Origin of the sequence: Streptomyces cavernicola (assembly GCF_029968035.1) — a bacterium.
In the GTDB taxonomy this organism is placed as follows: domain Bacteria; phylum Actinomycetota; class Actinomycetes; order Streptomycetales; family Streptomycetaceae; genus Streptomyces; species Streptomyces cavernicola.
This window is the reverse complement of sequence record NZ_JASCIQ010000029.1, coordinates 1-15,160: the sequence shown is the minus strand read 5'-3', so window position 1 is coordinate 15,160 and position 15,160 is coordinate 1. Positions and strand designations below refer to the sequence as shown.

Annotated in this window: 14 protein-coding genes; 4 read left to right on the top strand and 10 right to left on the bottom strand. The window is 68.3% G+C overall.

The features are described 5' to 3' along the window. Positions 1–48 precede the first annotated feature (48 nt). The 3 genes from QIS96_RS25055 to arc form a co-directional block, all read right to left on the bottom strand. Positions 49–267, bottom strand: a complete 219-nt coding sequence (locus tag QIS96_RS25055) for a ubiquitin-like protein Pup (RefSeq protein ID WP_282513164.1) — start codon at positions 265–267, stop codon at positions 49–51. A 138-nt stretch (positions 268–405) separates the two neighbouring features. Continuing rightward, positions 406–1,917: a depupylase/deamidase Dop gene (gene dop, locus QIS96_RS25050; protein ID WP_282544995.1), complete on the bottom strand. Its 1,512-nt coding sequence runs from the start codon at positions 1,915–1,917 to the stop codon at positions 406–408. A gap of 237 nt (positions 1,918–2,154) precedes the next feature. Beyond that, positions 2,155–3,921, bottom strand: coding sequence for a proteasome ATPase (gene arc, locus QIS96_RS25045; RefSeq protein ID WP_282544994.1), 1,767 nt, complete (start codon positions 3,919–3,921; stop codon positions 2,155–2,157). 230 nt (positions 3,922–4,151) lie between these two features. On the opposite strand from arc, the gene QIS96_RS25040 reads away from it, so the two are divergent. After that, complete coding sequence (locus QIS96_RS25040) at positions 4,152–4,463, top strand: ferredoxin (RefSeq protein WP_282544993.1); 312 nt, start codon at positions 4,152–4,154, stop codon at positions 4,461–4,463. Between the two features lie 43 nt (positions 4,464–4,506). Here the strand turns inward: QIS96_RS25040 and QIS96_RS25035 are convergent, their stop codons facing one another. The 3 genes from QIS96_RS25035 to QIS96_RS25025 all read right to left on the bottom strand — a co-directional run bounded on the left by QIS96_RS25035 (position 4,507) and on the right by QIS96_RS25025 (position 7,383). Then, entirely contained in the window at positions 4,507–5,070 is a 564-nt protein-coding gene (locus QIS96_RS25035; protein ID WP_282544992.1) for a hypothetical protein, read from the bottom strand. A 212-nt stretch (positions 5,071–5,282) separates the two neighbouring features. After that, positions 5,283–6,191 carry a tRNA (adenine-N1)-methyltransferase gene (locus tag QIS96_RS25030; RefSeq protein WP_282544991.1) on the bottom strand — a complete coding sequence of 303 codons (909 nt, stop codon included), beginning with the start codon at positions 6,189–6,191 and terminating at the stop codon, positions 5,283–5,285. 61 nt (positions 6,192–6,252) lie between these two features. After that, entirely contained in the window at positions 6,253–7,383 is a 1,131-nt protein-coding gene (locus QIS96_RS25025; protein WP_408907250.1) for a site-2 protease family protein, read from the bottom strand. Between QIS96_RS25025 and QIS96_RS37910 the strand changes: the two genes are divergently transcribed. From QIS96_RS37910 to QIS96_RS25015, 3 genes are all read left to right on the top strand, one after another. Further along, positions 7,319–7,807: a pentapeptide repeat-containing protein gene (locus tag QIS96_RS37910; protein WP_408907249.1), complete on the top strand. Its 489-nt coding sequence runs from the start codon at positions 7,319–7,321 to the stop codon at positions 7,805–7,807. The genes QIS96_RS25025 and QIS96_RS37910 overlap by 65 nt on opposite strands. A gap of 192 nt (positions 7,808–7,999) precedes the next feature. Continuing rightward, the gene (locus tag QIS96_RS25020) at positions 8,000–8,893 is read left to right on the top strand and encodes a RecB family exonuclease (RefSeq protein ID WP_282544989.1); all 894 of its coding nucleotides are present in this window, start codon (positions 8,000–8,002) and stop codon (positions 8,891–8,893) included. A gap of 20 nt (positions 8,894–8,913) precedes the next feature. Then, positions 8,914–9,585 (top strand): response regulator, encoded by a 672-nt coding sequence (locus QIS96_RS25015; protein ID WP_060949613.1) that lies wholly within the window; start codon positions 8,914–8,916, stop codon positions 9,583–9,585. 80 nt (positions 9,586–9,665) lie between these two features. Here the strand turns inward: QIS96_RS25015 and QIS96_RS25010 are convergent, their stop codons facing one another. From QIS96_RS25010 to QIS96_RS24995, 4 genes are all read right to left on the bottom strand, one after another. Continuing rightward, positions 9,666–11,252, bottom strand: coding sequence for an ABC transporter substrate-binding protein (locus QIS96_RS25010; RefSeq protein WP_282544988.1), 1,587 nt, complete (start codon positions 11,250–11,252; stop codon positions 9,666–9,668). A 102-nt stretch (positions 11,253–11,354) separates the two neighbouring features. Beyond that, entirely contained in the window at positions 11,355–12,962 is a 1,608-nt protein-coding gene (locus QIS96_RS25005) for an ABC transporter substrate-binding protein (protein WP_282544987.1), read from the bottom strand. A gap of 365 nt (positions 12,963–13,327) precedes the next feature. Further along, complete coding sequence (locus tag QIS96_RS25000; RefSeq protein ID WP_282544986.1) at positions 13,328–14,032, bottom strand: HAD family hydrolase; 705 nt, start codon at positions 14,030–14,032, stop codon at positions 13,328–13,330. A gap of 254 nt (positions 14,033–14,286) precedes the next feature. After that, the coding region (locus QIS96_RS24995; protein ID WP_282544985.1) for a vitamin B12 dependent-methionine synthase activation domain-containing protein at positions 14,287–15,160 on the bottom strand (874 nt) is incomplete at its 5' end.

The window sequence follows — 15,160 nt, the reverse complement described above, 5'->3', positions numbered from 1 at the left end:
CACCAGCCAACTCCCCCGACCCGCCTTCGATTCGAAGGTAAAAGTGGCCTACTGGCCACCCTTCTGAACGAAACTTCGCACGAAGTCCTCGGCATTCTCCTCCAGGACATCGTCGATCTCATCCAGCACCGAGTCGACATCGTCGCTCAGCTTCTCCTGGCGCTCCTTGAGGTCCTCCGAGGCCTCGGCGTCCTGCGCCTGCTCCTCGACCTCCTCGGTGGAACGCGTCGCCTTCTGCTGTCCGCCGCCAGTGTCCTTGGTCGCCATCTGACTCACCCCGCTCGGTGTCGACGTTCGACGTTCTTGATCAGACCCTACGTTCTGGGTCAGACATCGGCCCCGCACTTGCATCAACGCGCGGGACCCACCCCAGTGATTCCCAGCTCCAGGGCTTTCAGCCGCCGGTCAGCTGCCAGAAAGCACCCGGACCAGCTCTTCGGCAGTCCTGCACCGGTCGAGCAGCTCTTTAACGTGATTTCGCGTTCCGCGAAGCGGTTCGAGGGTGGGGACCCGCTGCAGTGAGTCCCGGCCCGGCAGATCGAAGATCACCGAGTCCCAGGAGGCGGCCGCGACGTCGTCCGCGTACTGCTCGAGGCAGCGGCCGCGGAAGTAGGCGCGGGTGTCCTCCGGGGGCTTGGTCTCGGCTCGTTCCACGTCCTGCTCGTCCAGGAGTCGCTTCATCTTGCCGCGTGCCGCCAGACGGTTGTACAGGCCCTTCTCGGGGCGTACGTCCGCGTACTGGAGATCGACGAGGTGCAGTCGTGCGGAATCCCAGTCGAGGTTGTCGCGCCGGCGGTAGCCCTCCATGAGCTCGCGTTTGGCGACCCAGTCGAGTTCGCCGGAGAGGCTCATGGGGTCGGTCTCGAGGCGGGTGAGGACGTCTTCCCAGCGGGTGAGGACGTCCTTGGTCTGTTCGTCGGCGTCCGAGCCGTAGCGCTCCTCCACGTACTTCCTGGCGAGCTCGAAGTACTCCATCTGCAGCTGTACGGCGGTGAGGGTGCGGCCGCTGCGGAGGGTGACGAGGTGTTGCAGGGAGGGGTCGTGGGAGACCTGGTGGAGGGTGCGTACGGGCTGGTCGACGGCGAGGTCCACGGCGATGAAGTTGTCCTCGATCATCGACAGGACGAGGGCCGTGGTGCCGAGTTTCAGGTAGGTCGAGATCTCGGAGAGGTTGGCGTCGCCGATGATGACGTGGAGGCGGCGGTATTTCTCGGCGTCGGAGTGGGGCTCGTCGCGGGTGTTGATGATCGGGCGCTTGAGGGTGGTTTCGAGGCCGACCTCGACTTCGAAGTAGTCGGCGCGCTGGCTGATCTGGAAGCCGTGTTCGTGGCCGTCCTGGCCGATTCCGACGCGTCCTGCGCCGGTGACGACCTGGCGGGAGACGAAGAACGGGGTGAGGTGGCGCACGATGTCCGAGAAGGGGGTTTCCCGCTTCATCAGGTAGTTCTCGTGCGTGCCGTAGGAGGCGCCTTTGTTGTCGGTGTTGTTCTTGTAGAGGTGGATGGGCTGGGCGCCGGGGAGCTGGGCGGCTCGTTCGGCGGCTTCGGCCATGATGCGTTCGCCGGCTTTGTCCCAGAGGACGGCGTCGCGGGGGTTGGTGACTTCGGGGGCGCTGTATTCGGGGTGTGCGTGGTCGACGTAGAGGCGGGCGCCGTTGGTGAGGATGACGTTGGCGAGGCCGATGTCCTCGTCGGTGAGCTGGCTGGAGTCGGCGGCCTCGCGGGCGAGGTCGAAGCCTCGGGCGTCCCGCAGGGGGTTTTCTTCCTCGAAGTCCCAGCGGGCGCGTCGCGCCCGGTGCATCGCCGCGGCGTAGGCGTTGACGATCTGGGACGAGGTGAGCATGGCATTGGCGTTGGGGTGGCCGGGGACGGAGATTCCGTACTCCGTCTCGATGCCCATTACTCGCCGTACGGTCATGCGGCCCTCCTTGCCCGGCGGCGTTCCCCGGTGGGAACGGCGCTCAAGTACCGCTGGTTCTCCTGTGCGTGTGCGGTGCCCGTCCCCGCACTGCGCTTCTCGGCGGTACGGAAGAGCCTAGAACGCCTTTGCGCTGGTGGGGAGATCAATTCGGTCATTGCTCTGGCTCGGTGTTGTTCCTGGAAAACAGTCGGCTGCGGGTACCCGGTGACGGGCACCCGCAGCCGCCCTGTTTTTTTACAGGTACTGTCCGGTGTTCGCCACGGTGTCGATGGAGCGTCCGGTGTCTGCGCCCTGCTTTCCGGTGACGAGGGTACGGATGTAGACGATCCGCTCGCCCTTCTTGCCGGAGATCCGGGCCCAGTCGTCGGGGTTGGTGGTGTTGGGGAGGTCCTCGTTCTCCTTGAATTCGTCGACGCATGCCTGGAGCAGGTGTGCGACGCGGAGGCCCTTTTGGTTCTGTTCGAGGAAGGCCTTGATGGCCATCTTCTTGGCGCGGCCGACGATGTTTTCGATCATGGCGCCGGAGTTGAAGTCCTTGAAGTAGAGGACTTCCTTGTCGCCGTTGGCGTACGTGACTTCGAGGAAGCGGTTCTCCTCGGATTCGGCGTACATCTGCTCGACGACGGACTGGATCATGGCGGATGCGGTGGCGTCGCGGTCGCCGGTGTGTTCGGCGAGGTCGTCGGCGTGCAGGGGCAGCGAGGACTTCATGTACTTGGCGAAGATGTCCTTGGCTGCCTCGGCGTCCGGGCGCTCGATCTTGATTTTCACGTCGAGGCGGCCGGGGCGCAGGATGGCGGGGTCGATCATGTCCTCGCGGTTGGAGGCGCCGATGACCACGACGTTCTGCAGGCCTTCCACGCCGTCGATCTCGGCGAGCAGCTGGGGGACGATGGTGTTTTCCACGTCGGAGCTGACGCCGGATCCGCGGGTGCGGAAGAGGGATTCCATCTCGTCGAAGAAGACGATGACGGGGGTTCCTTCGCTGGCCTTTTCGCGGGCACGTTGGAAGACGAGGCGGATCTGTCGCTCGGTCTCGCCGACGTACTTGTTGAGGAGTTCGGGTCCCTTGATGTTGAGGAAGAAGCTCTTGCCGGCGGCCTGTCCTGTGACTTCGGCGACCTTCTTGGCAAGGGAGTTGGCGACGGCTTTCGCGATCAGCGTCTTGCCGCAGCCAGGCGGGCCGTAGAGCAACACGCCCTTGGGCGGGCGGAGTTCGTGCTCCTTGAACAGGTCGGGGTAGAGGTAGGGGAGTTCGACTGCGTCCCGGATCAGTTCGATCTGGTTTCCCAGGCCGCCGATCTGTTCGTAGCCGATGTCCGGGACCTCTTCGAGGACCAGTTCTTCGACCTCGCTCTTGGGTACGACTTCGTAGACGTATCCGGAGCGGGGTTCGAGCAGGAGGGCGTCGCCGGGGCGGATGGTGATGTCGAGGAGTGGTTCGGCGAGGCGGACCACTCGTTCTTCGTCGGTGTGTCCGACGACGAGGGCGCGTTCGCCGTCCTCGAGGATTTCCTTGAGGGTGACGATGTCGCCGGCGCGCTCGAATTCCATGGCCTCGACCACGTTGAGCGCTTCGTTGAGCATCACTTCCTGGCCGCGCCTGAGCTCTTCGAGTTCGACGCTCGGGCTGACGTTCACGCGGAGCTTTCGGCCTCCGGTGAAGATGTCGCAGGTGCCGTCCTCGTTGGCTTGCAGGAATACGCCGAAGCCGGCGGGTGGCTGTGCGAGCCTGTCGACTTCTTCCTTGAGGGCCACGATCTGGTCTCGGGCCTCACGGAGCGTGTTTGCGAGCCGTTCGTTCTGGGCGGAGACTCCGGCCAGGTTCGTCTGCAGCTCGACGATCCGCTCTTCGAGAATTCTCGTGTGCCGCGGAGAGTCGGCGAGCTTACGTCGCAGGACGGCGATCTCCTGCTCGAGATAGGCAATCTGACCGGCGGGGTCGTCGGACCCTCGTCCCGGGCGGATGCCGCGGTTCATGTCGTCGTCGTGGGCTGCCACGGTCCTCACCTCCTCCAAGGGGAGCTGGACGCTTCCTGACCCTACCTGGGCCGGTAGGGATTGAAACCCCTAGATCACAAAGAGGTCTGGGGTGTGTCCGATCTTCACCCTTGCGTACTCCCTCACGCCAGGTGAATACCCACGGAACAACATCAAAAAGCGAGCGGTTGTAGGGTCGGAAGGTCCAACACCCGTCCGTACGAGGCGGACTTGTGAGTGAAGCGGGAGCGATGAGCGTGCAGCAGGAGGCCCGGGGAGTGGCTGTCGACGGGGATCTCGAGGTCTGGATCGATCAGGATCTGTGTACCGGCGACGGGATCTGTGCGCAGTATGCGCCGGAGGTCTTCGAGCTCGATATCGATGGTCTGGCGTATGTGAAGAGCGCCGAGGACGAGCTGTTGCAGGAGCCGGGTGCTACGACGCGGGTGCCGTTGCCGTTGTTGAAGGATGTCGCGGACTCGGCGAAGGAGTGTCCGGGGGACTGTATTCATGTGCGGCGTGTGACGGACCGTGTCGAGGTGTACGGACCGGACGCGGAGTAGCGGTCCGTACACCTCGGGTGGTGATTCCCCGGTGGTTGTGGGGTCAGACGCTTTTGGCGGTGGGCTGTTCGCTGCGTACGAACGAGCCGTTCTGCCATTGCCACTTGGCTTTGTCCTGGGTGTCCGGGCAGCAGCTCGGGACGTCGGGTGAGGAGTAGCCGAGGAGGGTGGCGGTGACGGCGGCGTCGTGGACGGCGAAGTCGGTGACGCTGAGTCGGTCCTTGGGGTCGACGAGGGTGGCGACGACGCGGGGTTTGCCTTCGGTGCCCTGGGCGATGACGTAGACGCCGCTGGGTGGGGTGCCGGAGCCGGAGGCGCAGCGGACCACGGCGACGGTTTCGGGGGTGTGGTCGCCGTCGAGGTCGCCGGTGGCTTGTTTCTGTACCTGGGGTGCGGTGACTCCGCACTGCAGGGGGTATTCGACGTTTTTCGGGTCTGGGGCTGTGGTTCTGGTGGCGGCCGGCGGGCCTGCCTGGGCGGCGGTGGCGTGGTCGGGCTGCAGGATCGAGGAGCCTGCGACGACTGCGGCCAGTGCCGTGGCGGTGGCGAGCCAGTGCATGGGGCGGGGGGTTGTGTGTGCCAGTTCCGGGACGGCGGGGTGCTGCACTAGGAGCGTCTCCTGTGGGCTTTGCCGGTGGGAGGGGTGCCCAGCATGGTGCCATACGTCACAGTGGGGTGGAACGGCGGGGTCGGATGTCTTGGTGTCGGGTATAAGCGCGCGGCGGTCAACGGGCAAGCGCCGCCGCCGAGTTCCGCTGGTGTGGCGGGAACTGGGCGGCGGCGCTTGTTCGTTGGGGTGGTTCTTCTCTGCGTGTGGCGTCAGCGGCCGGTGGCTGCGCCGCGGTCGGCGTTGGGTCCCGAGTAGTCCTCGCCGTACGCGCCCTTGGCGGGGCGGCGGCGGCGCATGGGGGGCTCGACTCCGTCGGCGAGGCGGCGGGCGGTGAGCAGGAAGCCGGTGTGGCCGATCATGCGGTGGTCGGGGCGGACGGCGAGGCCTTCGACGTGCCAGTTGCGGATCATCGATTCCCAGGGCTGGGGCTCGGCGAAGCAGCCGATCTCGCGGATCGACTCGACGGTGCGGGCCAGCTGGGTCGTGGTGGCGACGTAGCAGCAGAGGATGCCGCCGGGGACGAGCGCCTTGGAGACGGCGTCGAGGCATTCCCAGGGGGCGAGCATGTCGAGGATGACGCGGTCGACGTCGGTGTCGGACAGGTTGTCCTGGAGGTCGCCGACGGTGAGCTGCCAGGCGGGGTGGGGGCCGCCGAAGTAGCGCTCGACGTTCTGCTGGGCGATCTCGGCGAAGTCCTCGCGGCGCTCGTAGGAGTGGAGCATGCCCTGGTCGCCGATGGCGCGCAGCAGGAAGCTGCTGAGGGAGCCTGAGCCGACGCCGGCTTCGACGACGCGGGCGCCGGGGAAGATGTCGGCGAAGGCGAGGATCTGCCCCGCGTCCTTGGGGTAGACCACGGCGGCGCCGCGGGGCATGGACAGGACGTAGTCGGGGAGCAGGGGGCGCAGCGCGAGGTAGGCGACGTTGCCGGTGGTGCGGACAACGCTGCCCTCGGGTGCGCCGATCAGCTCGTCGTGCGGGAAGGAACCCTTGTGGGTGTGGAAGTTCTTTCCCTCTTCGAGCGTGAACGTGTAGTGGCGGCCCTTGGGGTCGGTCAGCTGTACCTGGTCCCCGACCTTGAAGGGCCCGCGTCGGCGGGCGGCACCGGTCGGTTCGGACATGCGACCAGCCTACCGGCCCGGTCGTGGGCGGCCGACCACGGGCGTGGGCGGGCGGCTCGGGTCAGTTGGAGCGGGCCATGGCTTTGACGAAGGCGCGCTCGACGTCGGCGGTGGAGAGTACGCCGTAGATCTCGCCGGTGGGTTCGACGACGAGGTATTCGGTGGCGGGGGTGGCGCGGAGGGTGTCGATGAGGTCTTCGCCTGCGAGGTCGGCGGAGACGCGCATGCCGGCGGTGAGGTCCTGTGCGAGTCCGCTGACGGCGACCCAGGGGCGGCGGTGTTCGGGGACGCCGACGATGGCGGCTTCGCGGACGACGGCGGTGGCGTCGCCTTCGGTGTCGACGACGACGAGGGCGCGGGCGCCGGCGGCGTTGGCGCGGCGGAGGGCCTCGGAGAGGGGGGTGTCGGAGGAGACGGGGACGGCGCGGCGGGTGAGGGTGCGGGCCTGAAGCTGCGGGAGGTGGGCGCGCAGGCGGGCCATGCGGAGGCTGTTGCCGGCGCCGGTCCAGATGATGGCGGCGAGGATGGCGGCGAGCAGGGCGTCGGTGACGGTTTCCATGCCGACGCTGCGGGGGGCGGTGCCGCCGAGGGCGCCGGACTGGGTGAGGAGCGGGAGTCCGATGAGTACGGCGACGGCGAGGGCGCGGCCGACCCAGGCGGCGGCGACGGTGCCGGCCATGGGCTTGCCGGTGAGCTTCCAGACGACGGCGCGGAGCATGCGGCCGCCGTCGAGGGGCAGTCCGGGCAGGAGGTTGAAGATCGCCACGATGAGGTTGGAGATCATCAGGCCGGCCATGAGGACGCCGGGCACGGTGCCGGGTTCGACGACGTACATGCCGGCGTAGAAGAGGGCGGTGAGGACGAGGGAGAGGAGGGGGCCGACGAAGGCGAGCATGAACTCGCGGCCGGGTGTCTCGGACTCTTTCTCGATCTCGGATACGCCGCCGAAGAACTGGAGTTGGATGCGTCGGACGGGGAGCTTGTAGCGCAACGCGACGACGGTGTGGGCGAGTTCGTGGACGAGTACGGAGGCGTAGAAGGCGACCGCGAAGAAGAGGGAGACGAGGTAGCGGAGGGCGCCGAGCTCGGGCAGGATCCGGTCGAGTTGGGCGCCGAAGACCCAGGTGATGAGAGCGGCGACGAGGAACCAGCTGGGTGCGACGTGGATGGGGACGCCGAAGATCCGCCCCATGACGATGCCGCCTCGGGAGCGCTCGGGCTTGGGGGCGGGTGCGGGTGCGGGTGCGGGTGCGGGTGCTGCGGGCGAGGGTGCGGGGCTGGTGGCTGCCGCGGGGGTGGGGGTGGGCTCGGGCTTCGCCTCGGGCTCGGAGGCGGGGCCGGTGTCTGTGTCGGTGCCCGTTTCCGCCTCGGCCGTCGGCTCGTCCTTCTCGGGCTCGTCCTTCTCGGGCTCGTCCTTCTCGGGCTCGTCCTTCTCAGGCTCGTCCTTCGCGGACTCGTCCACCGCGGACGTGTCGGGCGCGGGCTCGGCGGCCGTGGGCGCAGCTTCGACCGCCGGCGTGGCCTCGGTGTGCTCGGTGTCGGCGTGCCGGGTCTGGTCCCGCCGGGTGCTCTCGTCGGTGTCCGGGGCCGCTTCCCCGGTCCGGGAGCGCGGCTGACCGCTCTCGTCCACTGTGACCCTGTCTCCTCGTTCGAAGCGTCTTCCGCCGCCGTGTGACGCGCCCGCCCGTCTTCCGGCCGGCGCGTCGGGGCGACGCCGTGAGCCGCTGCTTCTCTGATCATGCAGTGCGGGAGGGTGTGACGTCGATGGTATGCGGCCGCTGTCAGTGGCGGGTCGTAGGGTCTTCTCCATGGAAAACAGCACCGCCGCTGCCGTGGCCGCAGTCCCCCCGGCGTCGCTCTCGCCGTCCCGGGCGAGCGACTTCATGCAGTGCCCGCTGCTCTATCGCTTCCGGGTGATCGACAAGCTGCCGGAGAAGCCGAGCGAGGCGGCCACGCGCGGGACGTTGGTGCATGCCGTGCTCGAGCGGCTCTTCGACGCGCCGGCGGCCGAGCGGACGCCACCGGCCGCGAAGTCCCTGCTGCCCGGCCAGTGGGACCGACTGCGGGCGGCCAAGCCGGAGTTGGCGGAGTTGTTCGGGGACGCGGGCGAGGCGGACGCGGGCCGGCGGATGGCCGAGTGGCTGGCGCAGGCCGAGGCGCTGGTGGAGCGCTGGTTCACGCTGGAGGACCCGACGCGCCTGGAGCCGGCCGAGCGGGAGCTGTTCGTGGAGGCCGAGCTGGAGTCGGGCCTGAAGCTGCGCGGCATCATCGACCGGGTGGACGTGGCGCCGACGGGCGAGGTCCGCATCGTCGACTACAAGACGGGAAAGGCGCCCCGGCCCGAGTACGCGGAGGGCGCGCTGTTCCAGATGAAGTTCTACGCCCTGGTGGTGTGGCGGCTGAAGGGTGTGGTGCCGCGTCGGCTGCAGCTGGTGTATCTGGGCAGCGGCGATGTGCTGACGTACGACCCGGTGCCGGCGGATCTGGAGCGGGTGGAGCGGAAGTTGCACGCGTTGTGGGATGCGATCCGGCAGGCGACGGAGTCGGGTGACTGGCGGCCGCGGCGTACGAAGTTGTGCGGCTGGTGCGACCATCAGGCGGTTTGCCCGGAATTCGGGGGGACTCCCCCGCCGTATCCCCTTCAGGTCGGGGCGCCCGGCTCCGGCACAGGTGAGCAGGGCAGAATGGGCGGCCAGGCCTAGACCTCTCGAAGGAGATTCTCGTGGCGATCCGCGTCCTGTTGGTCGACGACCAGCCGCTGCTGCGCACCGGATTCCGGATGATCCTGGAGGCCGAGCAGGATCTGGCGGTCGTCGGTGAGGCGGGTGACGGGCTGCAGGCCCTGGATCAGGTGCGGGCGCTGCAGCCGGACGTCGTGCTCATGGACATCCGGATGCCGCGGATGGACGGGGTGGAGGCGACCAGGCAGATCACGGGTCCGGAGCGGGACGGTCCGGCGAAGGTCCTCGTCCTGACGACGTTCGATCTCGACGAGTACGTGGTGGAGGCGTTGCGGGCGGGCGCCAGCGGCTTCCTCCTGAAGGACGCTCCGGCCACCGAGCTGGTGCAGGCGATCCGGGTGGTCGCGGCGGGTGAGGCGATGCTGGCGCCGAGCATCACGCGTCGGCTGCTCGACAAGTACGCGGGGCATCTGCCGTCTGGTGAGGAGCCGGTGCCGGACACGCTGCACACGTTGACCGAGCGTGAGGTCGAGGTGCTGAAGCTGGTGGCGCGGGGCCTGTCGAACGCGGAGATCGCGGCAGATCTGTTCGTCAGCGAGACGACGGTGAAGACGCATGTGGGGCATGTGCTGACGAAGCTGGGCCTGCGGGACCGGGTGCAGGCGGCGGTGTACGCGTACGAGAGCGGTCTGGTGCGGCCCGGCGCGCAGTAGAGAGCGTGGTGTACGTGCGACGGCCCGGGGCGGGTGCGCCCCGGGCCGTCGTCGTGCGTCGTCGTGTGCAGCGGTGTCGGTCAGTGCTTCTCGAGTTCCCAGAAGCGGAAGACGGTGGAGGCGTCGAGGCACCATTCGACGCCGGTGACGCGGTCGGAGGTCACGGCGTACTGCTTGCCCTGCCAGACGGGGAGGAGGGGCAGTTCGTCGGCGACGATCTCCTGGAGTTCCTCGAAGTCCTTCGCGGTGGCGGAGCGTTCGCTCGCGGCTGCGGTCTCGGGGATGATCCGGCCGGTGATCGTCCGGTTCGTGTAGTTGTTCTGCAGCACGTTGTCGTGGCCGAAGAACGGCTGGGTGAAGTTGTCGGGGTCCGGGTAGTCGGGGATCCAGCCCTTGACGTAGACGCCGTACTTTCCGGCCTTGATGTCCTTCTCGTACTGCTGGAACGGCACGGACTCGACCTTGGCGTCGAAGAGGCCGCTGTCGTTGAGCTGGTCGGCGATGGCCTTGAACTCCTGGACGGTGGCGGGTCCGTAGCGGGAGGGGGTGGCCCACAGGGTCAGGTCGACCTTGCCGCGGACGCCGTCCTCGCGGAGGGCGGCGGCGGCCTTGTCGCCCTGGGGGCGGGCGCCGTACGTGTCGAAGAACGGGGTGGTGTGGCCGGTGATGCCGGACGGGATGATCGAGTACAGCGGGGTCGCGGTGCCGTCGTAGACCTGGTCGACGAGGGCGTCGCGGTCGAGGAGGTAGGCGAGGGCCTTGCGGACGCCGGGCTTGCCGACGACGGGGTGGTCCATGTTGAAGACGAGGTGGTGGGCCTCGGCGCTGGAGCCCTCGACGACCTCGACGCCGGACTCGTCGCCCCGCCGCTCGATGTCGGCTATGTCCTCGGCGGCGAGGCCGCGGTAGGCGAGGTCGATGTCGCCGTCGAGGATGGCCTGCTTCAGCTTCTTCTGGTCGTCGTGGAAGAACTTCAGGGTGAGTGCGGAGTTCTTGCGCTCGGCGGGGCCGCGGTACTTGGTGTTGGCCTTGAACACCGCCTGTTCGTCGGTGAAGGACTGCAGGGTGTAGGGCCCGGAGCCGACGGCCTTGTGGTCGCTGCGGAGCTTGTCGTACGGGTACTCGCGGTGGTCGACGATGGAGCCGGCGCCGGAGGCGATCTTGCTGGGGAAGGTGGCGTCGGGGACCTTGAGGCGGAAGACGACGGTTCGGGCGTCGGGTGTCTCGACGTGGTCGATGGAGGAGAGCATGGCGGTGGCCGGGCCGTCCGCGGAGTTGATCTCGCGGGTGCGGTCGAAGGAGTACTTGACGTCCTTCGAGGTCAGCGCGTTGCCGTTGCTGAATTTCAGGCCGGAGCGCAGGGTGCAGCGGAAGACGCGGGTGTGGGCGTCGGTGAAGCCGCACTCCTTGGCCGCGTCCGGCTCGGGCTGCGTGCCGCCCTTGGGGAAGCTGAGCAGTGACTGGAAGACGTTGTTGAAGAGGAGCCACGAGCCGGGGTCGTAGCCGGCGGCGGGGTCGGTGGCGAGGACCGAGTCGGACATGCCCATGACGACGCCGCCGGCGGCTCCGGCGGCGTCGCCCTTGTCGGTGCCGCAGCCGGTGAGCAGGGTGGCGGCGGCGAGTCCGGCCGCGAGGAACGGGGCGTACCGCCGGGTGCGCTGGTTCACGTGGTTCTTCGTTCCTTCGGTGCGCAGTGGTTCAAGTGGTGCTGTGTGCAAGGGGGTTGGGGCGCGGGGGTGCCGCGGGGAGTCGTGGGTACGGGGTCGGGGTCAGGCGCCGACGCCGCGGCCGAGCTCCCAGAGCTGCATGTTGGACGAGGAGTTGAGGGCCCATTCGACGCCGGTGATGTCGTCGCGGGCGGCGACGTACTGCTTGCCCTGCCAGAGCGGGAGGACCGGCACGTCCTCGGCGACGATGTCCTGGACGTCCTCGATGGGCTCGGCCGCGGAGAGGCGGTCGGTCTCCTGCCGGGACTCGGGAATCAGGGTGTTGCGGATCCTGCTGTTCGCGTACGGCGAGGCGAGGAAGTTGTCCTTGTCGAGGAACGGGGCGATGAAGTTGTCGGCGTCGGGGAAGTCGGGGAACCAGCCCATGCCGTAGACGGCGTACTTGCCTTCGAGTTCGTCGGGGCGGAACTTCAGCCAGTCGGCGCCCTTGATGTCCACGTCGAACAGGCCGGAGTCGTTGAGCTGCTTCTGCAGGATCTCGAACTCGGCCTTGGTGCCGGGGCCGTAGTGGTCCGTCGTGTAGTTGAGGGTGAGCTTGACCGGGGTGTGCACGCCGGCCTTGTCGAGCAGGGCGCGAGCCTTGGCGGTGCTGGGCTCGCCGTACTCGTTGAAGAAGGAGTTGGTGTGCCCGGTGATGGTGGCCGGGACGAGGGAGTAGAGGGGCTCGGCGGCGGCGCCGTACACCTTGGAGGTGATCTCTCCGCGGTCGACGAGCTGGGCCATGGCCTGGCGGACGGCCTTGCTCTTGACGGCGGGGGCGTCGGTGTCGAAGCCGAGGTAGCGCATTTCGAGGCCGGGCATCTCGACGACGTCGATCTTGTCGTCGGCGTTCGCCGCGAGGGTCTGGATCTGCTCGGGGTCGACCGTGCGAGCCATCATGTCGATGCCGCCGCTCTTCAGGGACTCCCCCATGGCGTCGGCGTCGTCGAAGGAGCGCAGCTCGATCGTGTTGTCGCTCTTGGGCGTCAACTCGCCCTTGTAGTAAGGGTTCTTGGTGAAGACGGCCTTCACCACGGTGTCCTTCTCGACCTCGGTCTTGAGGGTGTACGGCCCGGAGGCGTCGATGTCGAAGCCTTCGCGCAGGCCGTTCGCGTCGTACGCCTCGGGGTTGACGATGCCGGCGGCGGGGGTGGCCAGCTTGTACGGGAAGGTGGCGTCGGCGGCCTTGAGGTGGAAGATCACCTTGCGTTCGCCGCTGGTCTCGACGGCGTCGATGTTGGCGAGGAGGCCAGAGGGGCCGTTCTTGTCCTTGATGGCGAGGACGCGTTCGATGGAGAACTTCACGTCGTCGGCGGTCATCTCGCGGCCGTCGGAGAACTTGAGTCCGCTGCGGAGCGTGCACTCGAAGCGTTCGTTGGCGTTGTCGCTGAAGCCGCAGCGCTCGGCCGCCTCGGGTTCGGGTTCGCCGCCGCCGCGGGGCAGGTGCATCAGGGTCTGCACGGTCTGCCTGAGGACGTTCCAGGAGCTCGCGTCGTACGCGTACGCCGGGTCGAAGGGGGCCGGGGTGCCGCCGGAGGTCGAGAACCGGTCGGTGGTGCCGACGACGATCGCCTCGTCGCTCTTGTCGCCGCCGTCCGTCGCGCCGCAGGCGGCGAGGACCGGGGCGAGCAGGCCGAGGGCAGCCGGCAGCACCAGGGTCTTGCGGTTCATGCTCGGATTTCTCCAACGTTCGTTTCCCGCGGGCTCCGCGACAGGGGTGGGTCGGGGAGGCGCGGGAGTCGGTGCGATGTTCTCGCGACGAGATTAGTCCGCGCTGTCAGGAACGCTGGAGACGCCCGGAGTTGGACGGTAATCACGCTGTGACAGCGGATGTGGACGCAACGAATACCTATCCGGGGAAGTTTTCGTGCACCCGGCGATGAATCAGGACACAAGGTCACGCAAGTCCCTTGCCCTGTAAGGGTTCCAGCACATCGGGCGGATCTTGTCGACCGGCACTTCCGTGACAAAGCTCACGTACGGAAGTCTCTTGTGGGGTGAACTCCCGCCATACGGGGCAGTCCGCCGCGCCGGGGTCAGTTGAGGGGGAACCGGACCAGGTCGCGGAGGAACGGCAGGTCGACGTCCTCCAAGGAGGAGACGACCGTACGGCCTCCGGCGGGGGCGATGGGGGCGACCGAGGGCACGGCGACGACGCGGCAGCCGGCGGCCTCGGCGGCGGCGACCCCGGTGGCGGTGTCCTCGACGACGGCGCAGCGCGCGGGGTCGACACCGAGCCCGGCGGCGGCGCGGAGGTACGGCTCGGGGTGCGGCTTGGTGCGCTCGACCTCGTCGCCCGCGACGGTGAGGGCGAAGTGCTGCGGGCCGAGGGAGTCCAGGACGCGGTCGATGATGCGGCGGTGGGAGGCGGAGACCAGGGCGGTGGGCACGTCGTGCGTGGCCAGTTCGGCGAGCAGGCGGGCGGCGCCCGGCATCAGCGGGAGGGCTCGGCTGATGCGGTCCTCGAAGCCGTCGTTGAGCAGCACGCTCAGCTCGGGCAGGGTGATGTCGGCTCCGGTGGCCTCGATGAGGAAGCCGGCGCTGCGGGTCATCGGGCCGCCGACCACGACGTGCCGCCAGGACTCGTCGAGGGCGTGGCCGAGCTGTGCGAAGACCTCGACCTCGGCGTCCCACCAGAAGCCCTCGGTGTCGACCAACGTGCCGTCCATGTCGAGGAGCACGGCCTGCAGCGCAGAGCCTTCGGCCGTTCGGGTACCGACTGCGGGGACCGTACTGGTCATCCGGGCACACCTCCGTAAGGGACGAGAAGGCCGGTCGACACACGTCGCGGGGTGCACCCCGCGCTGCGGCCGACCGGCCTGCGCTGGACCGACAAGTGTACGTCGCGCTTCGCTGGATTGCCTGTGGGTATGTGCTGCGGCACGCACGTTTGGCTTGTACGGGGCTCGGTGCTGGGGGCTGCGCCCCCAGACCCCCCTTTTCGGCCTTCGGCCTCGTCCTCAAACGCCGGACGGGCTGGATTTGGCCGAGCCGACTACCGAGCGTTGAAGTACTTCGCCTCAGGGTGATGGATCACGATCGCGTCCGTGGACTGCTCGGGGTGGAGCTGGAACTCCTCCGAGAGCTGGACGCCGATGCGCTCCGGCTGCAGGAGGTCGGCGATCTTCGCGCGGTCCTCCAGGTCGGGGCAGGCGCCGTAGCCGAGGGAGAAACGGGCGCCGCGGTACTTGAGGTCGAACATGCCCTGCATCTCGTCGGGGTCCTCGCCGGCGAAGCCGAGCTCGCCGCGGACGCGGGCGTGCCAGTACTCGGCGAGGGCCTCGGCCAACTGCACGGAGAGGCCGTGGAGTTCGAGGTAGTCGCGGTAGGAGTTGGCCTCGAAGAGCTCGGCGGTGGCTTCGCCGATCTTGGAGCCTACGGTGACGACCTGGAGGCCGACGACGTCGGTCTCGCCGGAGTCCTGCGGGCGGAAGAAGTCCGCGAGGCAGAGGCGGCGGCCGCGGCGCTGGCGCGGGAAGGTGAAGCGGGTGCGCTCGTTGCCGTCGTCGTCGAGGAGGATCAGGTCGTCGCCCTTGGAGACGCAGGGGAAGTAGCCGTAGACGACGGCGGCTTCCAGCTGGTTCTTGGTCTGCAGCTGGTCCAGCCAGCCGCGCAGGCGGGGGCGGCCCTCGGTCTCGACGAGCTCCTCGTAGGTGGGGCCGTCGCCGGTGCGGGCCTGCTTGAGGCCCCACTGGCCCTTGAACAGGGCGCCCTCGTCCAGCCAGGACGCGTACTCCTTGAGCTGGATGCCCTTGACGACACGCGTGCCCCAGAACGGCGGCTCCGGGACGGGGTTGTCGACGGAGACGTCGGAGCGGACCGGGCCCTCGTCGGGGCGCTCCTCGACCACCGCGCTCGAAGTGGCCTTC

Bases quoted from the DNA above. Each gene is read 5' to 3' on its own strand.
- QIS96_RS25005 (WP_282544987.1), bottom strand. From the start codon at position 12,962: ATGAACCGCAAGACCCTGGTGCTGCCGGCTGCCCTCGGCCTGCTCGCC.
- dop (WP_282544995.1), bottom strand. From the start codon at position 1,917: ATGACCGTACGGCGAGTAATGGGCATCGAGACGGAGTACGGAATCTCC.
- QIS96_RS25025 (WP_408907250.1), bottom strand. From the start codon at position 7,383: ATGGGGCGGATCTTCGGCGTCCCCATCCACGTCGCACCCAGCTGGTTC.
- QIS96_RS25020 (WP_282544989.1), top strand. From the start codon at position 8,000: ATGGAAAACAGCACCGCCGCTGCCGTGGCCGCAGTCCCCCCGGCGTCG.
- QIS96_RS25030 (WP_282544991.1), bottom strand. From the start codon at position 6,191: ATGTCCGAACCGACCGGTGCCGCCCGCCGACGCGGGCCCTTCAAGGTC.
- QIS96_RS25040 (WP_282544993.1), top strand. From the start codon at position 4,152: ATGAGCGTGCAGCAGGAGGCCCGGGGAGTGGCTGTCGACGGGGATCTC.
- QIS96_RS25000 (WP_282544986.1), bottom strand. From the start codon at position 14,032: ATGACCAGTACGGTCCCCGCAGTCGGTACCCGAACGGCCGAAGGCTCT.
- QIS96_RS37910 (WP_408907249.1), top strand. From the start codon at position 7,319: ATGAGAGCGGCGACGAGGAACCAGCTGGGTGCGACGTGGATGGGGACG.
- QIS96_RS25055 (WP_282513164.1), bottom strand. From the start codon at position 267: ATGGCGACCAAGGACACTGGCGGCGGACAGCAGAAGGCGACGCGTTCC.